The organism is Paenibacillus sp. CH40, from assembly GCF_024213605.1.
Taxonomy (GTDB): Bacteria; Bacillota; Bacilli; order Paenibacillales; family Paenibacillaceae; genus Paenibacillus; species Paenibacillus polymyxa_B.
The window spans coordinates 164,382-184,024 of record NZ_JANAVQ010000006.1 but is presented as its reverse complement, the minus strand read 5'-3'; the positions used below and the strand labels follow the sequence as shown (position 1 = coordinate 184,024).

The window sequence follows — 19,643 nt, the reverse complement described above, 5'->3', positions numbered from 1 at the left end:
GGTCACAGCATGTTTATACTCTTTGTCATTGCTGGAATTTCAGCGACTCCCCTCACATCCCTACATTTCTACTAAACGTCCATTCTCTTTCCAGGATTGCAGTATTTTTTCAAGTACCCACTGGTTTTTGTAGCCGTCCTCGAATAAGGGAGCACGATCCACAGACTTTCCCCTTGCCAGCTCAACAAAATCTTCATAGGCCGTATGATTATAGATTGCAGGGACAGCCCAACTCTCGTATTCGGCACCCGGGTGTTCCAGGTCACGCAGCACAATGCGGATACTTTCCGGGTTATTGAGGCTGGCGTGCAGCGTACCAAGTTCCCCATAGATATCGACTTCGATATCGTGCCGTATGCCGATGGCATTTTTATGAGTGATAAAGGTTCCCACGGTATTGTCGCCTACGATGCCATGAAAGGCAGCGAGATCTTCCACATCCACTTTTACAGGCAGACCCGTGATCGGATCGAACCGCTCGGGTGTAATGGTATGTAGCAGCGCTGCGACACTTTTAAATTCACCCACCAGAAAACGGGCCAGATCAATGATATGTGAGGCTGTATCCCCCACTACTCCAGAACCAGCCTTGGCCAAATTGTGACGCCATGTATACGGATGCTGACGATACGGCGCAAATGCATCCATTAGATAACGAAATTGAATGTTATAGATTTTGCCCAGCTTTTGCTCATCCAGCAGTTGCTTGGTATATTGGAAGGCCGCGCCATAGCGATGCTTATAGTGAACCAGCAAAGGCACCGGATTCGCTGTATATAGCTTTTTCAACTGATCCGCTTCCTCCCATGTGAGAGTCAATGGTTTTTCTGCCAGTACAGCTTTGTGTTCTTCCAGCGCAATACGAATAATGTCAAAATGCACATCATTGGGTGTCAGCGACAGAATCGCATCTACCTCTGGGTCACGGATTAATGCTTCATAATGGGCGTATCGCTTGGAAGCAGGCAGTTGCAATTGTTCTCCGATGGCTTGAAGGCGATTGGGATTCACATCACTAACGGCCACAATAGATACCCCCGAGATGGTGTGCAGTGATCTTATGTGATATTCAGCGATAAGACCCAGTCCAATGATACCCATCCGAATTTGTTTGGTTGGGGAGGTGGAGGTACTCATATGTTCAGAATTCCCTTCTCTTCTATTTGGTTTGAACTCTGTAGCAAATTCCTTTTGCTATGCAGTATCACCCGTTGCTTTATAGAATAGTCCCCACAGGAAGTGATCGTTGCAACCTTCAATTCAACAGTCTGATGCCGGGCAGTGAATGCAATGTTCCATAAAAAAAGGATCTGCAGCTCCGTTATCCGGTATTGCAGATCCTTGGTATTCCTTCTCTATGTCGACTACATCAAAAATGTACCTACCACAAAAGACACCCCGACGATGATCGAGCGCAGCAGCTGTGCCAGAGCCACATTGCCTTTGGCAATTTCCTCGCACACCTTGGTACGTGGCGTCACCAAATCAAAAATCACATAGACCAAACACAGCACTACAATGCCCACAGCCGACCAGGTCAGCATATCTAGCCATGAATGACTGCTGTATGACACCATCCCCACGATGATACACAGACCTAGCAGCTTTGCACCCATATAGATGCCTGCCGCCTCATTGCCGCGTGCGATTTCTTGATTATCGTTATAACGTGTCAGCAAGCTGAACACAAAATAACCTACGATTAAGATGGCAAACAGGATAAGCAGGCCGATACCTACATTGCCCAATGCGTTGCCCAAACTGATATAAGAGTCCAATTTTCTTCCTCCTTATGATACTTCAGGATTTTTGCAAAATCCTCACTTATGAAATGAACAGATATGTTCGAATATTGTACATTTTTTAATTCAGCTTATATAACGTGCGGATTAGGAGGTGCGGTAGCAACGGCGGCGGCGCAATAGTAGGCCATATCACCTGTTACCTTTTCACCGATTCGCGGCAGGACACCCGCAAAACGCCCCCCGATCACGAATATACCTGTTAACACATAGCCATGAAATAATCCTTCGTCGGTCTGTACCTCTGCACTCTGCATCGGCCACAGCCGCTGATAAATCTTAGGCTGTCCCTCGTAATAAGCGGCAATATGTGCGGCTTCCTCCTGCTCAGGCGTTCGTGGAGCGTCAGCTTGGTGAAGCAGATCAGGGTTGTCAATCTCCGCAGGTTCAACCTCTCCCAAGGCGCCTTTCAGCATCTCCTCGGATTGAGGATGTTCAATCAAGTGCGTCCCTTTACCCTCCCGTCCCCATATACCTTTGGCCACATAAGGCTCTTTATTTTGCATAAACACCGAGGGCTCAAAATACGTAGGCAGCAGGTAGGTTCGTATCACCTCCAGCTCGCGATCGTCAAACAAACGAAAGCCACAGAACTCTGGTGTCTGCTCATTGCGCTCATACAGTGACCACACGGTTGCGGTGAACCCTTTGCTTTGGGTAATGATATGCTGTGGCGGGTTGATTAATCCTATTTTCCCGTCTGCCACGATATCCATTAGCGCCTGCCCCACCTCAAGCCCCGTATTCTCTTCCCGGTCATCAATTAGATATTCCAGCGGATACAGGCGATAGAGAATGTGGATCTGCTCTCCCCGGTGATACAATCCTTCATTCGGGATAATCTCCAGTTCTTCCAAAGGAGCATAAACGACTTCGAATCCGGCTTGTTCACATAAATGCATAATATATTTGGTGTTGGTCTGATCCTCGATGTGCCAGTCATAGCAAGCAAAATACACCTTTGTCCCTAATCCCTTGCGACTATAAAAATGAATGAGCTCCGTCAAGGCAGACTGAATCGCCTCGTCCATTCCAGATGAGGGTCCATGTAGTGCATTGTCATCCTCCGACATTCCATCCCTACTCAGCATCTCCAGCAGCTTTCCTTCGAGATAAGCCACCTCGGGAATCCCGGTTGGGGTATCGGTGTTATTCTCAATGCACTTGATACCCGCTTCCCCCACAATCCAGTCCTGGCGGGTTATCCCATCCGGCTCGGCCTCCATACGTGCAGCACGCAGCAAGCCCGGATGAATCCCCAACCGTTCCACCAGGTATTCATCCGGCATATAGCGCTGAACGAATTGCTGAACCTTGCGATAAATACGATGTACCGCCTCAGAAGCAACCTGAAGCTCTGCCAGCTCGCTTTCCCGATATACCGTTAAGGCCGGCACGCAATAGGATTTGCCATACATGCGGTGATACGGGATGATACGGCTGATTTCACCCTTAAAAAGCTCATCATGTTCATAAGGCAATTGCCGAATCGTACGCATGCTCATCTTAACCCCCAGAGAAAAAGCCGCTGCGTGAGCCGCTGCTGCCAAAACCGCTGTGTGAGCTGGAAGATGAGGATGAGCTTTTGCGGTATGAGCTGGAAGATGAACGACTGCTATGGTATGAGGAGCCTCCACTATAATAAGTCGATCCGCCATAGTAATACCCGCTGCTGCCTGAATCCCGACACGCCGTTTGTTCCGATACAGGAAGCTCATCGCAGTCATAATACTCGTCGTCACCGCACCCCGTCAGAGCAGCTGGGACAGCCAACATCAGGGCAAAAGCCGCCATCCGTGTACGAGAGCCGGGCTTAGATTTCATCTTTTCCCAAGAATGCTCCATCACAGATCGACCTCCTTCACAAACAGATGTACCTTTTTCAGCTGAGGGTCCAGTACCGAATATATAAATTCATATGTTTTGCCACCCAGTACTGTATAGTGATCTAATAGCCGTTGGGCCAACTCCAAAGTAAATACCGAACCTTCCCGCTGATCCATACTACGGAATGCAGGTTCATGCCATATCCAGTACATTGCACTGTATGTGGAAGTGTAACCTCCCTCACTGGCAAGCACGAGGTCTGTGATGGACGCACCGTAAGGCTTTGCACGTTCCCCTGTAAATTCAGTCACATAGACGGAATGATCCGTATGTTCCTCACTTTCATTCGATATATGCGACCATAGTTTGTCATGGAGACGCGTAGCGTCTACAAGCTTGCGTAGAAACAGCTCATCTCCCGATACGGATTCCCGTGTCAGGCTGCGCAGTTCCGTTTGAGTGTCTTCCGACCATTCGCGATACGTTAATGAATAATAAATGATGATTCCCTTCCCTTCCTGTACGCTTCTGTCATGAGGTTTGCAACAAATCAAAGCGCTTATGTCGTCGTTCACTATACGAGATTCTACCTTGAAAAGGTTCAATTTGGAAGAAAAATACGACAAAAAGCCGCAATCCCTAGGATTACGGCTTGGTTTTCACTGCTACAGCTTGATATTGTTCTCGTCGAAATATTCCTCCAGCGTCATCCCCTGCTTGGCTACATCCTCCGCAATGTCTATTCCCACATAACGGATATGCCAAGGCTCGTACACATAGCCGGTCACATCTTCCTTACCCTTCATATAACGAATAATAAATCCGTATTCCGGTGCATGTTTTTCCAGCCATTCGCCTTCCTTGGAAGCTCCGAAGGACTGCTCCAGCACATTACCCACGCTTGGACTGGATACATCAATGGACAAACCTGTCTGATGCTCACTCGTACCTGGTACAGCGCTAACTTTAGAGGCATATTCCTGCCCCTTTGTCTTTACATTGTTGTTGAAAATAGATACCTGACGCTTATAGGAACGGTATCCCGATACCGCACGCAGCTCAATACCGTCTTTTTCCGCACCGTCGAACAGCTTTTCCAGTGCCTCTGCCGCTTCCTTACGCAAATGCCGCTTTTCATGCGGTCCCTCGAAGGAAAAAGGCACCTGCGGCTCCACCAGGTCATCGGGGACATAGCCTACAGGCAAGCTACGCTTTTTGTTCACAACGACTGTATCAGAAGTCGCATTGGTGACAATCGCAGTTCCATCCTCTTCCTTAACCGTGGCTTGCAGCGCACTCTGGCTTCGCAACGCCATCACAGGGTCGGCCTGTCCACTTCCTGTACCCGCAGAGGCTTGTCCAGCGCTAGTGCTGCCATTGCCCGCATCCGGCTGGGCGGAAGGCTGTACATTCTCCTGTACCGCTGTAGATGACTTCAACGGCTCGCTTTCCTGTCCACCTGATCCTCCCTGCTGGCAGGCTGCCAGTAATAGCCCTGGCAGGATCAGCCCCGGAATGAGCGCTTTGGTCCATCTCTTAGATGCTCGCGTCTGTTGTATATGTCGTTTCATGCTGGTATCTCCTCCAATATTGCATTTGATGCATGACTTGCTGTGACTTTTTCGTTTCCCCATTGTAACTGAACTTTTGGCACTCTTCGAAGCCATTATCCCGTTCGATGAAGGCGAATAGACTCGAAAAAGGAAGTATATACCCGAATTGTTACGGAGTATGACGTTTTTGCGGGATTGCAGCTCGGGCCCGCTCGGCTACCCGTTCACGTATGAGTTTCAATGCCTCTTCCGCACGGGGTAAACCCGGCAGCAAAGCTGTAATATCCGCTTCCTTCTTAGGAGCAAGCTTCTGCGGCAGACGAATCTCAATTGCATGAAAGCCCGCACCGGGACGATGCAATGCTCCTTCTGCGGCAGACTCCGCAATCCATTCGCTAATCGCTGCCGATCCGCTGCGTCCGCCCTCTGGCCGCGAGGTAGACTCAAGCGCAGGGGATGTCCCCTGCACATGGGATAACTCCCCGGCCCAAGCACTGAATACGTACTCCAATAGCTCTTCCCGTGTCATTCCAATCAGTTCTAGACAGGTCTGCGGCTCGCTTTCCAGACCGGTTTGAAGAGCTTTCTTCACCTCGTCGACTACACCCACGCCATCCTCCGTGCTAGAAGTGGCTGTCTCAGCTGCTAGCTGAACGATCTCATCCAGCGATAGACAGTTTTTCCCTTGCAAAAAACGGTAGATGTCCAAAGGATCTGCTTTTAGCTGCTCCAGCCATGCTTTTCGCTGTTCGGGGTTCAGTACAGGCGCTGGGCCAGTCCATTGGACAGCATGTGTGGAAGGTACCCCCGTTGATTCGCCTTCCAATCCATGTCCGTCTAATTCCGCTATCCATTGACCGTCAGTTACTTTTAGCTTCACTCGCGGCCTCGTCATCGCCTTCATCCTTTCTCTGCTCACTCAATCCATACATCATTTTGCAACGCAATCAGACCGCGCAATTCATCATCAGACATTTCGGTGAGCCAATGTTCACCGGAGCCGACAACCTGCTCGGAAAGTGCCTTTTTGCTCTCGATCAGCTCGTCGATCCGCTCCTCCAGTGTACCTTGGCAAATCAGCTTGTGCACTTGTACATTGCGGCTTTGACCAATACGGAATACACGGTCCGTCGCCTGATTTTCCACTGCTGGATTCCACCAGCGGTCATAGTGAATGACATGGCTGGCACGTGTCAGGTTCAGACCCACACCACCTGCACGCAGGGAAAGTACGAATATATTCGGGCCTGCTCCCTGCTGGAAGTTGTGAACAATTTCATCTCGTCTGGTTTTCGCTAGTCCTCCATGCAGAAAATACGGCTCTTCCCCGAAGATTTTGGCCAAACGAGAGACCAGCAATTCTCCCATCGACACATATTGGGTGAATATCAGCGCCGATTCGCCGTTCTCGCGAATCGTCTCTACCAATTCCAGCAGTCGCTCCATTTTGCCCGAGTTTTCCGTTTTACCACTATCAGCCCGACCCGGAATGATCAGACCCGGATGGTCACAAATCTGCTTCAACTTGGTCAGTGAAGACAGAACAAGTCCTTTGCGAGCCATACCGATCTGCCCATCCAGTGTTCCCAATAATTGATCCACCACGCCCCGATACAATCCGGCCTGCTCTGGTGTCAGTACACAGTAGGATTTCAACTCCAGCTTCTCTGGCAAATCCTTGCGTATATCTGGGTCGCTTTTGAGTCGACGCAGCATGAACGGGGAGACGAGCCGATGAAGCTCGCGCAACGCGGACCCCCGCTCTTCTCCCGCCAAACTGTAACGCTGGCGGAACGAAGACGCCGTACCGAGGTAACCTGGATTCAGGAATTGAAAAATAGACCACAGCTCGCTCAGCCGATTTTCTACCGGAGTACCTGTCATGGCAATCCGGTGTGGAGCAGACAGCTTCATGACGCTTTGTGCTTGCTTTGTTCGTGCATTTTTTATATATTGCGCCTCATCCAACACGATGGAGGACCAGTATACCGCAGATAAATCGCTGCCGTCCCGGCCCGCTAAATGATAGGTAGTGAGGACGATATCATACTCACGTACACTTTCCTGAAACAGCTCGCCGTGGAGTCGCTGGTTGCCATGGTGAATATACAGCGACAAATCCGGTGAAAAACGCTTCAACTCGCGCTGCCAGTTGCCGAGCAAGGACGTCGGACAGATGATCAACGCCGGACGTTGATCATCTGCGCCGATGCCACCGTCGAGCAGGCAGGTGATGACCTGAATCGTTTTACCAAGCCCCATGTCGTCCGCAAGGCAGACGCCAAAGCCCAATCCACGCATCGCAGCCAGCCATTGAAAGCCGCGCTCTTGATAGGGCCGTAATGCGCCGTGCAGTGTCTCCGGCACAGGCCGCGGCTCTACCGAACGGAGTACGCCGCCCTCAGCCAAAGACGCAAGCAATCCGGCGGATTCCGCGCCAAAGATGGACAAGCCTTTCCATGAGGCCTCGCCTGCACTTTCATTTTCTGCAGCCAGATGCATCCATTCGGACAAGCTCATCTCACCGTTTTCCCCGCGCTTGATAAAGCGCAGCACCTGACGGATTTCCTTGGGATCGACCTCGATCCATTCCCCTCCGAGACGTACATACGGCAAATTGGCCGCGACGATGCTTTCCAGTTCCTCCATCGTCAAAGTCGTATCACCCAGCACAGCCTCGGCATCAAACGAGATCATGCGGTTAATGCCGACAGACGATGTATCGGCAATCACACCATCTGGCTTGGCACCCTGCTCTGTCGAACGCATTTTGAGCCGCAAGCCTGCACGTCTTCGGCCCTCCCGGCTCCAGCGTGAAGGCATTTGCACGGTGATACCGTTCTTTTGTAATGCAGGAACGGCTTCCGTCAGGAAGCGGAAGAACAACTCTGGCTCCAGTGTCAGCCCCTCGGGATAAGGACGATTCAACGCTTCTTGCAATATAGGTGCTGCTTCAGCCGCCTGTCCGAGCCTCATTAGCAGTTGCACCTGCACTTGACGATATACAATTCCGCCTCGAACCAGATCACGCTCAGGATGAGCCCACAGTGCCAGAACAGGCAGTCGCAACCCCGGCTCAGCATCGCTTTCTGCCCAAAAGGTAATGCGCCAATCCTTGACACTCTCTTCCAGGGAAGGCTCCAAACGAAGGCACAACCGCAGTTGCCCTTCTATCGGCTCCTTGTCTTCCCGTTCCGTGACAGGCATTGCGCTTCCCTCAACAGAGGACGCTTGAAGCACCAGCTCCTCCATCTCCGCTGGCGTTCCCTGAATCGCCACCGGGCGGGAACCTGTCAGCAGACTGTTCCACCACAGCTCTGCCAGCGGCGATCCTCCGCGCCGATACTCTGCGCGATATCGACCCAGCTCACGGTCTGATGCTGCCAGCACCGCGGTCGTTTCCGCATGGATGACCGCACACAAGAAGGAGTACAGCACGATTCCGGCTGCATCCTCGCGTGTTTCAGGCTCCTTACCCGCAAAAACGGCCGGAGCCGCCATACAAACAGCTGGCATCGCAGCAGCCAGCTCATGAAAGCGGCGTATGTCCTCCTCTTGACACAGTCGAGGAATCCACACCCCGACAGCCGCTTCCGGACCACGACGACGCGGTCCCGATGGACGCGCCTCTGTAAGCGATGGCGCAATTTCGCCCCGTTGCATCAGCTCTAGCGCAAAATAAGCGGCTTTTTGCCAATATTGCATTTCCTCGCCCAGCGTAATGCCCGATGCCGCACAGCCCTTCTCGTCCATGCGGGTCAGCAGTGCCATCGTCTCGCGCGGTTCCAGCGCCAAACCCTCCAATGTACGCCCCAGCATGGAACGTCTTTTGCCACCTCTGCCCGCGGTTTCCACACGAGCAGTGTTCGGTATCCGTACCTCAGCAAGACGCAACGCAGCCTGCCGAAACGGCCGAAGGTCTCCCTTTAGCGTCAGCCTGCGGATTACACTGCTCCACGCATCGATACGTGGTTCCGACGTCTCACCAGAAAAGCAAAAAAACACATCTCCGAGCCATATTCCATAAAGCGGTTGATTCATATCTGTCTCCCGTCCAGCCTTTTGAATTATTACTCTTCATCATATACGAAAACGGGCTCTTTTCAAAACTTTATCACAAAAATAAATGGAAAGTCATAAGTTAATAACCTTAAATATTCATGTGGTTAACTATAAAAAGGGGGAGTCCGAAAAGCCATGGAAATGGCTATGGATACTCTCTCCTATTCGTCATCCTCCTTCAGATAAGGATGCAGGCTGTCTTGCAGCAATTCCTTGACCCTCATCCGCAGCTCTTTCGGATATATGACCTCGGCCTCTGGCCCGTATTTTAGCAAAAGTCGGGACACATATCTAAACTCTTCGACCGGAATATATCCCTGCCATTCCTGATCCTGTCCTTCTTGATGGGAAACATTTTGGAAGAGGGCATCTGATCCAGCCAGCCTGGCACCCAATGCGGTAAATTTTATTTTGGACGGAATTCCTATACGGGAATCCTCCGAAGCCAACCATTCCTGAAGTGTGGGAAGGCTGTCCAAGGTTTCGTCCAGCATCGTTATTGTAATCACCCGATCTGAACGGTACAGAATGATGCGGTCTCTGCTATGCGCTGGCATGTACCAATATCCGTGATCAAAATACAGTCCAATCGGATATACTTCAGTCCACTTTTCACCGGAAGCGGAGCGGTAATGCATGTTCACCCGGCGCTTATTCAACGCAGCCTCCAAAATGATTGAGGTGTAGGGTGACTCTGCGTGAGTGGGTAGCATACGAAAAGAAATGTACTCCTTTAATTGATCAATACTGTCCTGCACATCCTGTGGAAGCTCGGCATAATAGTGCTCGGATAAATGTCCACGAACCGAGCCAAAAGGGATATCTGGAATGTTCTCCAACAGTTGCAGCATGAGGAAAAGACCCAGAGCCTCGTCGCGAGCAAGATGAAGGGGAGGAAGAAGCCGATTGGGGAGTGCCCGATACCCGCCATGAGGACCCATTTCGGTATAAAGGGGTAACCCGGTCTGCTGCAAATAGTCGAGATCTCTTTGTATCGTCCTGACGGAGACACCAAAACGTTCAGCCAGCTCACGCGCCGTATATTTTTTTCGGGAATCCAGTATCCTCATAAGAGCAATTCTGCGTTCATTCATAAGGTACCCCTCGAATCAAAAATTAATTTTAAATGACCGTTTTAACTACGACATACTATGTCATAAATACATTGTAACATTAGGAAATAGAAAGGAGTGAATGAACTATGGAAGATTTGAAATCAAACGCAGTTGTGCTGTATATTGCCATGAGTCTCGATGGGTATATAGCTTTGCCGGACGGTTCGGTGGACTGGCTGTATGATGTTAAAGGGGATGGCGGGGACAATGGATATGCCGACTTTTACGACACCGTAGGTACAGTGCTGATGGGCAGGCTGACGTATGAGGAAGTGTTGAAGCTCTCAGATGATTTCCCTTATGCTGGCAAGCCATGCTATGTGCTCACACGAGCATTAACGAAACAACAGCAAGCGCCACATGTTACATTTACGGACGAAGCTCTGACTGAACTGGTTCCACGTCTACAAGAACAATCGGAAGGTGCGGTATGGCTAGTCGGTGGAGGCCAGTTAGTTCAGGCCTTCTTACAAGCTGGACTGCTGGAGAAGGCTATCATTGCGATCATTCCCAAAGTGCTTGGACAAGGAATACCGTTATTTCCAGAAGGAACGCTACCAAGTACATTTAAGCTCAAAGAAATAGAACGCCGCGGGGATATCGCTCTGCTCTATTACCATTTATAATTTTGTTTACAGAAAAGCCTTCATACTTCAGGATCATGCAATCTCCCTGAAATATGAAGGCTTTATCGCGTGCTTTTGTTCATTATTTGGTCTTCAAATTATCCCATGTTCTCTGGAAATCCTCGAATAGCTTCCCGGCATCCGATTTACCTGCCACATAAGCTTGCATCTGACTTCCGAATTCTTGCTGTGCTCCTTCAGGATAGCGGCTAAAGAACCAGCCCAACAGTTTGTTTTCCTTACTGTATTTCACCACTTCCGCACCCAGTTGGCCCATATCAGCCTCTGCCCCTTCGATGCTCTTGAACGCTGGAATAAACTTGAATTCCTTGGTGATATACTTTTTACCCTGCTCGGATGTCACCATCCAGTTTAAGAACTCCTTCGCCTCGGGTTTGACAGTCGAATTTTTATTAACTACCCAGTTGTTAGCGACACCTACAAACAGCTTATCTCCGGCTGTTGCGTCTTCACCAATCGGCATAGGCAAAATACCCAAATTCAGCTTCGGATTAATACCGTCAATTTGGACCTGAGTCCAGTTCCCTTGCTGCATCATGGCAGCCTTTCCAGTGGCGAAGTTCGTTACCTGCGTGTTGTAATCGGTCGTGAGCGGCTTCGAATTGCCATACTTCATTGTCAGATCGAACAGCTTAATCCACTCGGCGAATACAGCGTTGCCCGGAATCTTTGCTGTTCCATCATTTAGTCCTTTGACGAAGGCCGAAGGGTCCGGCTGATTGGCAAATGCCACGTTCAGCAAATGATTGCCCAGCACCCAAAACTCCTGATATCCATTAGAAAATGGAGTTATCCCTGCGGCTTGGAGCTTTTGCGCAGCGCCCTCCAGTTCGGACAATGTTTTAGGGGTCTCCGTAATCCCCGCCTTCTTGAACAAATCCTTGTTATAAATAAAGCCGTACCCCTCCAGATTCATCGGCTGGCCATACAGTTTGCCGTCTTTGGTCATCGGTTCTTTGGCGACATCGACCACATCGCCAACCCAAGGCTGGTCAGACAGGTCCTCCAAATATTCCAGCCACGTATCCAGCTCGCGGTAACCTCCTACGTTAAAAATATCCGGCTGCTCCCCGGAGGCGAACTTCGCCTTTAACGCCGCTCCATAGTCACTGCCCCCGCCCACGGTCTGAATATCGAGCTTGATCCCTGGATGAGACGCTTCGTATTCCGCTTTCATGCGATTTAGTGCTTCTGCAATCTCTACCTTAAACTGAAAAATGTGAATTGTTTTTTCCTTCACTTCCTCTTTGCCTGCGTTTTGTCCGCCACTGCTGTTACAACCTGCCAAAACCAGGGCAAAGGCCGCGAGAAGCAAGATCAGTGCTTGAGCTTTCTTTTTAAAAGTATGCGTTTTCATTTTTATGTTCCTTTCTATTCTAAATTTCAAAGTGTCCTCCGTTTGCGGAGTGGCACACCGTGTACATTTTCTGCTCATCGCCACACTCAACCTTTGACCGAACCAGCCATAATACCTTGTATAATATATTTTTGCATGGCCAGAAAGAATACGATGACTGGCAAGATGCCCAGCACCAGAGCAGGCAAAGCCAAATCCCACTGCTTCGTGTATTGTCCAAAAAAGGCATAGGTCGCAATCGGAATCGTGCGCAGTTCAGCCTTTTGCAGTACCAGAGAAGGCAGGAGATAATCATTCCAAATCCAGAGCGTATTTAAAATAATAACAGTTACCATCATCGGTAGCATCAACGGATACACAATTCGGAAAAACACTCCGTAAGGCGTACAGCCGTCCACCGTAGCTGCTTCTTCCACCTCGACTGGCACACCTTTGACGAATCCATGAAAGAGAAAGATCGACATAGGGGCTCCGAATCCCAGATAACAGATTACCAGACCACTTATACTGTTCATTAAATCCAGTGTACTTACAACCTTGACCAAAGGAATCATCACCGATTGAAAGGGAATAACCATGGCAGCTACGAACAGGCTGAACAACACTCGATTATAACGCGTCGGACGCCGGACCATTCGGTAAGCAGCCATTGAGCTGATCAGTACGAGCAGTAGATTACTAACTACCGTAACTATAAGTGAATTCCATAAAGCTTCGGGAAAACGCGTGATGCTCCACGCTCTAGCGTAGTTGCTCCATACAAAGGTTTGTGGCCAGGCCGCAGAATCGGTGAGCAGGTCACCAAAGCTTTTGACCGAATTCACGAATAAAAAGTAAAACGGGACGAGGAATAACAATGCGACGAGGATCATCACCATCTCGGTCGCCCATGTTCCAAAGCGGTAGCGCTTGCTTGTTTCCATTTACGCTTCCACCTCCCGACTTTTCGTCAGTCGTACCTGAAGGCTCGTAACCAGAGCAACAATGATAAAGAAAATGAGTGCTTTAGCTGTTCCCAGCCCATAACGATTATTCACAAACGCTTCATTGTAAATATTGAGTGCAACCGACTCTGTGGACCCGAAAGGACCGCCCTTGGTCAGTGACAAATTGAGATCGAACATTTTGAATGACCATGATATCGCCAGGAAAAGACATACTGTAACGGCAGGCATGATCAAAGGAAGTATAATCGACCGCAAAATTTGCATCCGGCTTGCTCCGTCAATTTCAGCTGCTTCCAGCATATCGCGGGGCACATTGGTCAGGGAAGAGATATAAATAACCATCAAATACCCGGCAGTTTGCCAGATAAACACGATTACAATGCCCCAGAAGGCCGTGATCTCATCTCCCAACCAGGACAGATTGAAGAAGGACAAGTTCGTGCTCTCTCCGATTGCTGCAAATCCCTTGACGAAAATAAACTGCCAGATAAAGCCCAGCAACAGACCTCCGATCACATTGGGCATAAAAAAGATGGTCCTGAGTACATTTTTTGTTTTCAGCGGTTTGGTTAGAAAATACGCCAGCAGAAAGCCAAAAATATTAGCAGCCACCACTCCTACTACCGTAAAACGGACCGTAAACCAGAACGCTGTCCCAAATTTGTCATCATTCCATAAAATGTGACTAAAATTATCCAGCCCGACCCACTTTGCCTCATTGGCTACCCCATTCCACTCTGTAAAAGAATAGTACATTCCGAGCATGAAAGGGATTACAATAATGATAACGAAAAATAACGTCGACGGCCCTACAAAAATACATTGCTGGAGCCATTGCGACGACTTGGCGCGATTCAAACCGATCCCCCCTTTGTTGTCTATTGGTGTCTGGAACGCTCCCTTACGGCTTTCTTTCAGCAGCATGATGCTTGGGCCGTACGGATATGCGATTCACATGTTCATTATGTCGAATAAGCGCTCTCGAGAACACGTAGGATCGTGAACCATTAGGGGGGAAAATATTGACCTCTGGCTCAACTTGAATTGTGAAAGGAGCTCACTGCATGAAATTTCACAGTATTCGTTCCCGCCTGATCTGGTTTTTGCTCATTGCGGTCACTCTGCCGCTGCTGCTGTCGATGACTATGACCTTCGTTCTCACCAAGCAATCCTTACGTGAGCAGGCCACACAAGAAAATGAACGGCTTATTTTTCAGGGAATTACGAATTTGGATAACTATTTACAGGGGCTGAATCGCGCGTCCATCGGAGTCTATAATGACCCCCATTTTCTGCGTAATCTGGCCAAAATTCCGGATGATTACCGGGCCGTCGCTGAAATTTACACTACACTGCAAACGATGATGAATGCTTCGTCAGGCATTGACCAAGTGTATTTGCATTCTTTTGAGGCTGGGCAATCCACGTTGATTACCAGTACAGTCCCGCTACGGGAATTCCGACTGGAGCCCTTTACCGGTTCTATTCATTACGGCCCTTCCGGACTATTCATACAGCCTTCGCACATGAAGCATATGTACGGCTTTTCGGCGGTTTCCTATGCGGAGCACAGCACAAAGCGGCAGGTATTTACACTTCATCGGGCGATTCGGAACATTCCTGCCTCAGAGACGCTTGGGGTACTGGCTATAGATGTTGATCTGGAGCCGCTGCGCAGTATTTGCCGTCAATTGTATGATGCGGATACAGAGGAGCTGTTTTTGATCGATCGGAACGGAACAATCATATATAGCGGAAAAGAAGCAGCGATTGGAACACACTGGAAGGAATCTGACCTGCTCAATCGAATTTCTAAAGAAGGCGAGCACGGAGTGATTGAGGATGATACGGCACTGCACGTGTACGGCAAGCTGGATGCCAACCTGTCAGGCTGGACGCTCGTCAAGAAAATTCCACATCGTACGCTGTATTTACGGGCTACCCGCCTGACTCAGATTAATGCGGTCATTACAGGCGCAGCGTTGCTACTTGTCATTGTTGCCACGTTATGGATTTCGATAAAAATCACGGAACCTATTAAGCGACTGACTCGCTACATAAACCAGATTCAGTCCGGTCAACTGGATGTAGACATTCGGGCCATGAGTAACGATGAGATCGGAGTACTGTCGCGCCGTTTCAGACAGATGATGGATACCATCAATAACCTCATTTTGCGGGAATACAAGCTGGAGCTGGCTAATAAGACACATCAGTTGAAAGCGCTTCAAGCACAGATTAATCCTCATTTTTTATATAATACGCTACAATCGATTGGAACCCTGGCTCTACAGCATGAGGTACCGCGGATTTATTCTCTGCTCTCTTCCCTTGCCAAAATGCTGCGCTATAACATGCGGGACCATACGGTCGTTACACTCAAGGAAGAAGCCGAACATGTAAAACAATATCTTGATTTACAAAAGGAACGCTTCGGTGAGCAATTAGAGGTCACTTACCAGTGGGAAGATGAGGTCCTGAATGATCGGGTGCCTAAAATGATTCTCCAACCGTTGGTAGAAAACTACTTTAAACACGGTGCCGATCCCCGGCTGGGGCCCGGTGAAGTTCGCATTACAGGCAGACGAATCCGGGAAGGCATTGTGAAAATAACCGTGGAAAACAACGGAACTTCCATTCCACAGGCCGAATTGGAGCAGCTCCAGCATATGTTAAAACGTCCGCTGAAAGCCTACGAAGAGCCGGACACTAGCGAGCAGGATTCCATTGGCCTTCGTAATGTTCTATTGCGTATTCAGCTTCACTCGGAGGATGGTTCCAACACCCTGTGCGTAGACAACATCCTGCCTCATGGTGTCCGTTATACACTCGAAATTCGCACTGAAGCCCCTGCAGAAATTCATATTAAGGGAGAGTGATCTGTCAATGAAAGTCCTGATTGTGGATGATGAGAAGCATGTACGCCATGCCATTCGGATGCTCGTACATTGGGAAGCGTGCGGTGTGAGCGAGGTACTTGAAGCTGAGTCGGGCGATCAGGCGATTGAGGTCATTACCGCCCTTTCCCCACCCGTTGTACTTACGGATATGCGGATGCCCGGCAAGGATGGAGTAGCACTGATGGAGTGGATTCAAGTGAATTCCCCAGCAACCCGAGTTGTGGTGGTCAGTGGTTATGATGATTTTGACTTGGTTCGACAGGTCATCCGCCGGGGAGGCATGGACTATATTCTTAAGCCCGTAGATCCAGTGGAGATTAACGAGGCTCTAAATAAAGCCACTCAAGCCTGGCGGACAGCGGAGCAAGACAGGAACAGGCAGACGATGCAGGCCATGGAGGTCAACCGGATGAGGCCGCACTATGCTGATAAGCTCCTGACTGAGATCGTTTCCGGTATAGCGAGTACCCCTCTTTCCATTACGCCCTTACGTGAGGAGTTACGTCTTCCTGCAGCTATTCAGATATGTAATGCAGCTGTGATGAGTACCACGCAGCTGGATGCCGATATACTGGACAAATATAAAACGCGTCGTGCGCTTTTGAGCTTTTCCCTGATTAACATCTGCAACGAATTCCTTGGAACTTCTCAAACCGGAATTGCATTCCGTCATCTGGAGCGTATGGACGAAATTATTCTGCTATATTGGGGCGAGCCAGCTCGTTGGCCGCTGCTCTTGCAGGATATTCACACAGGGATCAAAACGGCTTTACGGTGTTACATGCACATCGGGGTTGGCTCTTTTGGCTCTTTTGGCGCTTTTCCCATAGCGGCAGCCACTGCCTACCAAGAGGCACGGCAAGCGTTGTGGAAACGGGATGTGTTGCAAACCGTCGACTGGATGCACCAGAGTTCCCAGGCACGGCAGAGCATTCGTCTTCCCCAGTTGCCTGAGATGGAAGAGGAACTGCGGCTTAGTGCACTCAGCTGTAATGCCAATCGTGTGTCGATAGCGGTAGGCCACTGGATAGCAGCCGTAGCCGAGCTGCCTTCGGTGACAGCAGAGCAGCTAGCCAGTTGGAATCAGGAGTTGGACTGGATGCTGGCCCGCTGGCTGAATGACAGACCCGGAGATACCGATGGCGAGGAACTGGCAGATGAGTCCGGCTCCATTCATGCCTTGCCGGTCGACAACCGTGGCATGCTTTCCCTGCCCTTATGGCAAAGACAAGTTGAAAACCGACTGCTGGCAGCCGGTCAGGCACTTACACCAAGCCATAGCCCAAACAACCCGACCATCCGTGATATTGCCCGCTATCTGGATGCACACTATGACGAGGACATTTCTCTACAGGATATGGCGAGTCGCTTTTATCTCAGTCGCGAATATATTTCTCGTAAATTCAAGCAGGAGTACGGGGTTAATCTGTCGGACTATTTGTGTCAGATCAGGATGAGCAAGGCAAAGCTATTGCTGCTGAATGACAAGCTGCGCCTTCATCATATTGCCGGTATGGTCGGGTATCAGGATGAAAAATATTTTGGCAAGGTGTTCAAAAAACTGGAGGGGGTCACGCCCGGCGAATTCAGAAAACGCCATTCTGCAAATCCTCAGCCGTGACCGCATACAACACGTGATCTTCCCACACACCATTAATCTTCAAATAGTTGAGAGCCAGCCCTTCGCGGCGAAATCCTGCCTTTTCCATCACTCGATTGGAAGGCGTATTTCTTGGCATCACTCCAGCTTGAATACGGTGTAATTCCAACTCATTTAAGGCGTAGCGTACAATATCCTTCACTGCGGAAGTGGCATAGCCTTGTCCGTGGTATGCAGGATCTACAAAGTAGCCCAGATTGGCGTTTTGAAAGGGGCCTCTAGCGATACCCGACAGCTCCATTCTGCCGATCAGCTTATCATTTTCCGGCAAAAAAAGTCCAAACGTATATCCCTGTCCGGCTTGTGCCGCTTCCAAACCGTTAGAAATCAGACGCGCCTGTTCTTCCAGCGTAAAGTAAATTTCAGGTCGTTCTGGCTCGAACGGTTTGAAAAAATCAAAATTTTCACGTCTGATCTCTAATAAACGTTCTGCATCACTTACTTGTAACAATCGAATCTGTAGCCCCGGATGGGTGGACTTTATCAAAATCGCGCCATTAGCTTTATGTAACATTGTCATTTTCCTTCTTTCTCAGTTATTCCTATATTATTGTTCACGGTTATTATTGTTCACGGTCACGAGACAGGAAAATACCCCAGGTGCATGAGAGCAGCCTAGGGTATCTCCATCGTTCAAAATTTAGTCCGTAACAGGCATCCAGCCTGGAAGGGTCGTCAACGCACCCCACAAGTAGTCAGGAATGACTAGCTCCTGCTGGGCTTGCTTGGATAATGTCGTGCGAATGGTATCTTCTGTGCCGTTTTGCACCTTCTGAACCCATTGCGGCTCCATCAAAAGCGGACGTCCCAGCGATACAAGCGGTACACCTGTCTCCAGTGCTGCAAGCGCCTCGTCCGGTGTATTCAGCGACCCAACTCCCATAATCGGCACACGGTTACCTACCTTCTCATGGATGAGAACGGTACGTGACCGTTCGTCACTACGGTCACGGAACGAACCACCGAAGAAATGATTTACGGAAATGTGCAGGTAATCCAGCCCTTGATCCGCCAGACGGTCTACAAGCACCATCGTATCCTCCAGCGTAATGCCTGATGTGTGTCCTTCCTCAGGAGACAAGCGGTATCCAAAGATGAATGGCCGCTTTGCATGTTCTGCAATCACTTTCTTCACTTCGTGAACAACCGCCAGTGGAAAGGTCAATCGTTTTTCAAGACTTCCTCCCCATTCATCGGTACGAAGATTGGAGTGCGGGGAGAAGAACTGCTGCACCAGGTAACCGTTCGCTCCGTGAAGCTCCACACCATCATAGCCTGCTTCAATCGCGCGGCGAGTTGCTTCGCCATAGGCACGGATGACGCGGTGGATATCATCAGAGGTCATTTCACGCGGCACAGGCGCACCTTCTTTTTCCTCGGCTACTGCGCTTGCACTGATCGGCTGTCCATCTGGAATTTGATCTGGTGGACACAGGCGGCCACCATGATAAATTTGCAGGATTGCTTTTGCGCCTTCTTGATGAATCGTATCCGCCAGACGACGCAGGCTCGGAATCATTTCATCCTTGTCCGCACCGAACTCATTGACAAAGCCTTTGCCATCTGGAGTTACATACACACAAGCGGTAATAACCGCGCCTACACCACCGGAACGTTCACGGTAGTATGCCAGCTCCTGGTCACTGACTTCACCATTTTCGTGGGAAGCAAAGTTAGTCATAGGTGCCATGGTAATACGGTTCTTCAACGTAACACCGGATGGCAGGGTAAAAGTTTCAAATAGAGACTTATATTTTGGGTTCATTCGTTCTC

17 protein-coding genes are annotated in these 19,643 nt (G+C 49.6%); 3 read left to right on the top strand and 14 right to left on the bottom strand.

The features are described from left to right. Positions 1-60: 60 nt before the first annotated feature. From NLX73_RS18500 to NLX73_RS18460, 9 genes are all read right to left on the bottom strand, one after another. Entirely contained in the window at positions 61-1,137 is a 1,077-nt protein-coding gene (locus tag NLX73_RS18500; protein WP_254326949.1) for a Gfo/Idh/MocA family protein, read from the bottom strand. Between the two features lie 227 nt (positions 1,138-1,364). Then, complete coding sequence (locus tag NLX73_RS18495) at positions 1,365-1,778, bottom strand: DUF350 domain-containing protein (RefSeq protein ID WP_254326948.1); 414 nt, start codon at positions 1,776-1,778, stop codon at positions 1,365-1,367. A gap of 95 nt (positions 1,779-1,873) precedes the next feature. Beyond that, positions 1,874-3,307, bottom strand: a complete 1,434-nt coding sequence (locus NLX73_RS18490; protein WP_254326947.1) for a glutathionylspermidine synthase family protein — start codon at positions 3,305-3,307, stop codon at positions 1,874-1,876. Between the two features lies 1 nt (position 3,308). Further along, the gene (locus NLX73_RS18485; protein WP_023986799.1) at positions 3,309-3,647 is read right to left on the bottom strand and encodes a hypothetical protein; all 339 of its coding nucleotides are present in this window, start codon (positions 3,645-3,647) and stop codon (positions 3,309-3,311) included. Next, the gene (locus NLX73_RS18480; RefSeq protein WP_254326946.1) at positions 3,647-4,204 is read right to left on the bottom strand and encodes a hypothetical protein; all 558 of its coding nucleotides are present in this window, start codon (positions 4,202-4,204) and stop codon (positions 3,647-3,649) included. The genes NLX73_RS18485 and NLX73_RS18480 overlap by 1 nt, the downstream gene beginning before the upstream one ends. A 90-nt stretch (positions 4,205-4,294) precedes the next feature. Then, positions 4,295-5,200, bottom strand: coding sequence for a M15 family metallopeptidase (locus NLX73_RS18475; RefSeq protein ID WP_069290983.1), 906 nt, complete (start codon positions 5,198-5,200; stop codon positions 4,295-4,297). A 151-nt stretch (positions 5,201-5,351) separates the two neighbouring features. After that, positions 5,352-6,077, bottom strand: a complete 726-nt coding sequence (locus NLX73_RS18470) for a phosphoribosylglycinamide synthetase (RefSeq protein ID WP_254326945.1) — start codon at positions 6,075-6,077, stop codon at positions 5,352-5,354. Positions 6,078-6,097: 20 nt separating this feature from the next. Beyond that, positions 6,098-9,223 (bottom strand): DEAD/DEAH box helicase, encoded by a 3,126-nt coding sequence (locus tag NLX73_RS18465; protein ID WP_254326944.1) that lies wholly within the window; start codon positions 9,221-9,223, stop codon positions 6,098-6,100. A 182-nt stretch (positions 9,224-9,405) separates the two neighbouring features. Beyond that, positions 9,406-10,338, bottom strand: coding sequence for a helix-turn-helix transcriptional regulator (locus NLX73_RS18460; RefSeq protein ID WP_254326943.1), 933 nt, complete (start codon positions 10,336-10,338; stop codon positions 9,406-9,408). 107 nt (positions 10,339-10,445) lie between these two features. Here NLX73_RS18460 and NLX73_RS18455 point away from each other — a divergent pair, with 107 nt between their 5' ends. Beyond that, positions 10,446-10,985 carry a dihydrofolate reductase family protein gene (locus NLX73_RS18455; RefSeq protein ID WP_254326942.1) on the top strand — a complete coding sequence of 180 codons (540 nt, stop codon included), beginning with the start codon at positions 10,446-10,448 and terminating at the stop codon, positions 10,983-10,985. Positions 10,986-11,067: 82 nt separating this feature from the next. On the opposite strand, the gene NLX73_RS18450 is transcribed toward NLX73_RS18455, so the two are convergent. The 3 genes from NLX73_RS18450 to NLX73_RS18440 all read right to left on the bottom strand — a co-directional run bounded on the left by NLX73_RS18450 (position 11,068) and on the right by NLX73_RS18440 (position 14,168). Further along, positions 11,068-12,363, bottom strand: a complete 1,296-nt coding sequence (locus NLX73_RS18450; protein ID WP_254326941.1) for an ABC transporter substrate-binding protein — start codon at positions 12,361-12,363, stop codon at positions 11,068-11,070. An 86-nt stretch (positions 12,364-12,449) separates the two neighbouring features. Continuing rightward, positions 12,450-13,286, bottom strand: a complete 837-nt coding sequence (locus NLX73_RS18445) for a carbohydrate ABC transporter permease (protein WP_061829999.1) — start codon at positions 13,284-13,286, stop codon at positions 12,450-12,452. Next, positions 13,287-14,168 carry a carbohydrate ABC transporter permease gene (locus NLX73_RS18440; RefSeq protein ID WP_025721893.1) on the bottom strand — a complete coding sequence of 294 codons (882 nt, stop codon included), beginning with the start codon at positions 14,166-14,168 and terminating at the stop codon, positions 13,287-13,289. A 206-nt stretch (positions 14,169-14,374) separates the two neighbouring features. Between NLX73_RS18440 and NLX73_RS18435 the strand changes: the two genes are divergently transcribed. Beyond that, a complete protein-coding gene (locus NLX73_RS18435) occupies positions 14,375-16,189 on the top strand; it encodes a sensor histidine kinase (protein WP_254326940.1) in 1,815 nt (604 codons plus the stop codon). A 7-nt stretch (positions 16,190-16,196) separates the two neighbouring features. Then, positions 16,197-17,831 carry a response regulator transcription factor gene (locus NLX73_RS18430; RefSeq protein WP_254326939.1) on the top strand — a complete coding sequence of 545 codons (1,635 nt, stop codon included), beginning with the start codon at positions 16,197-16,199 and terminating at the stop codon, positions 17,829-17,831. Here NLX73_RS18430 and NLX73_RS18425 read toward each other — a convergent pair. Beyond that, a complete protein-coding gene (locus tag NLX73_RS18425; RefSeq protein WP_061830002.1) occupies positions 17,797-18,384 on the bottom strand; it encodes a GNAT family N-acetyltransferase in 588 nt (195 codons plus the stop codon). The two genes, NLX73_RS18430 and NLX73_RS18425, sit on opposite strands and share 35 nt — an antisense overlap. 126 nt (positions 18,385-18,510) lie before the next feature. Continuing rightward, the gene (locus tag NLX73_RS18420) at positions 18,511-19,635 is read right to left on the bottom strand and encodes an NADH-dependent flavin oxidoreductase (RefSeq protein WP_254326938.1); all 1,125 of its coding nucleotides are present in this window, start codon (positions 19,633-19,635) and stop codon (positions 18,511-18,513) included. Positions 19,636-19,643: the final 8 nt, after the last annotated feature.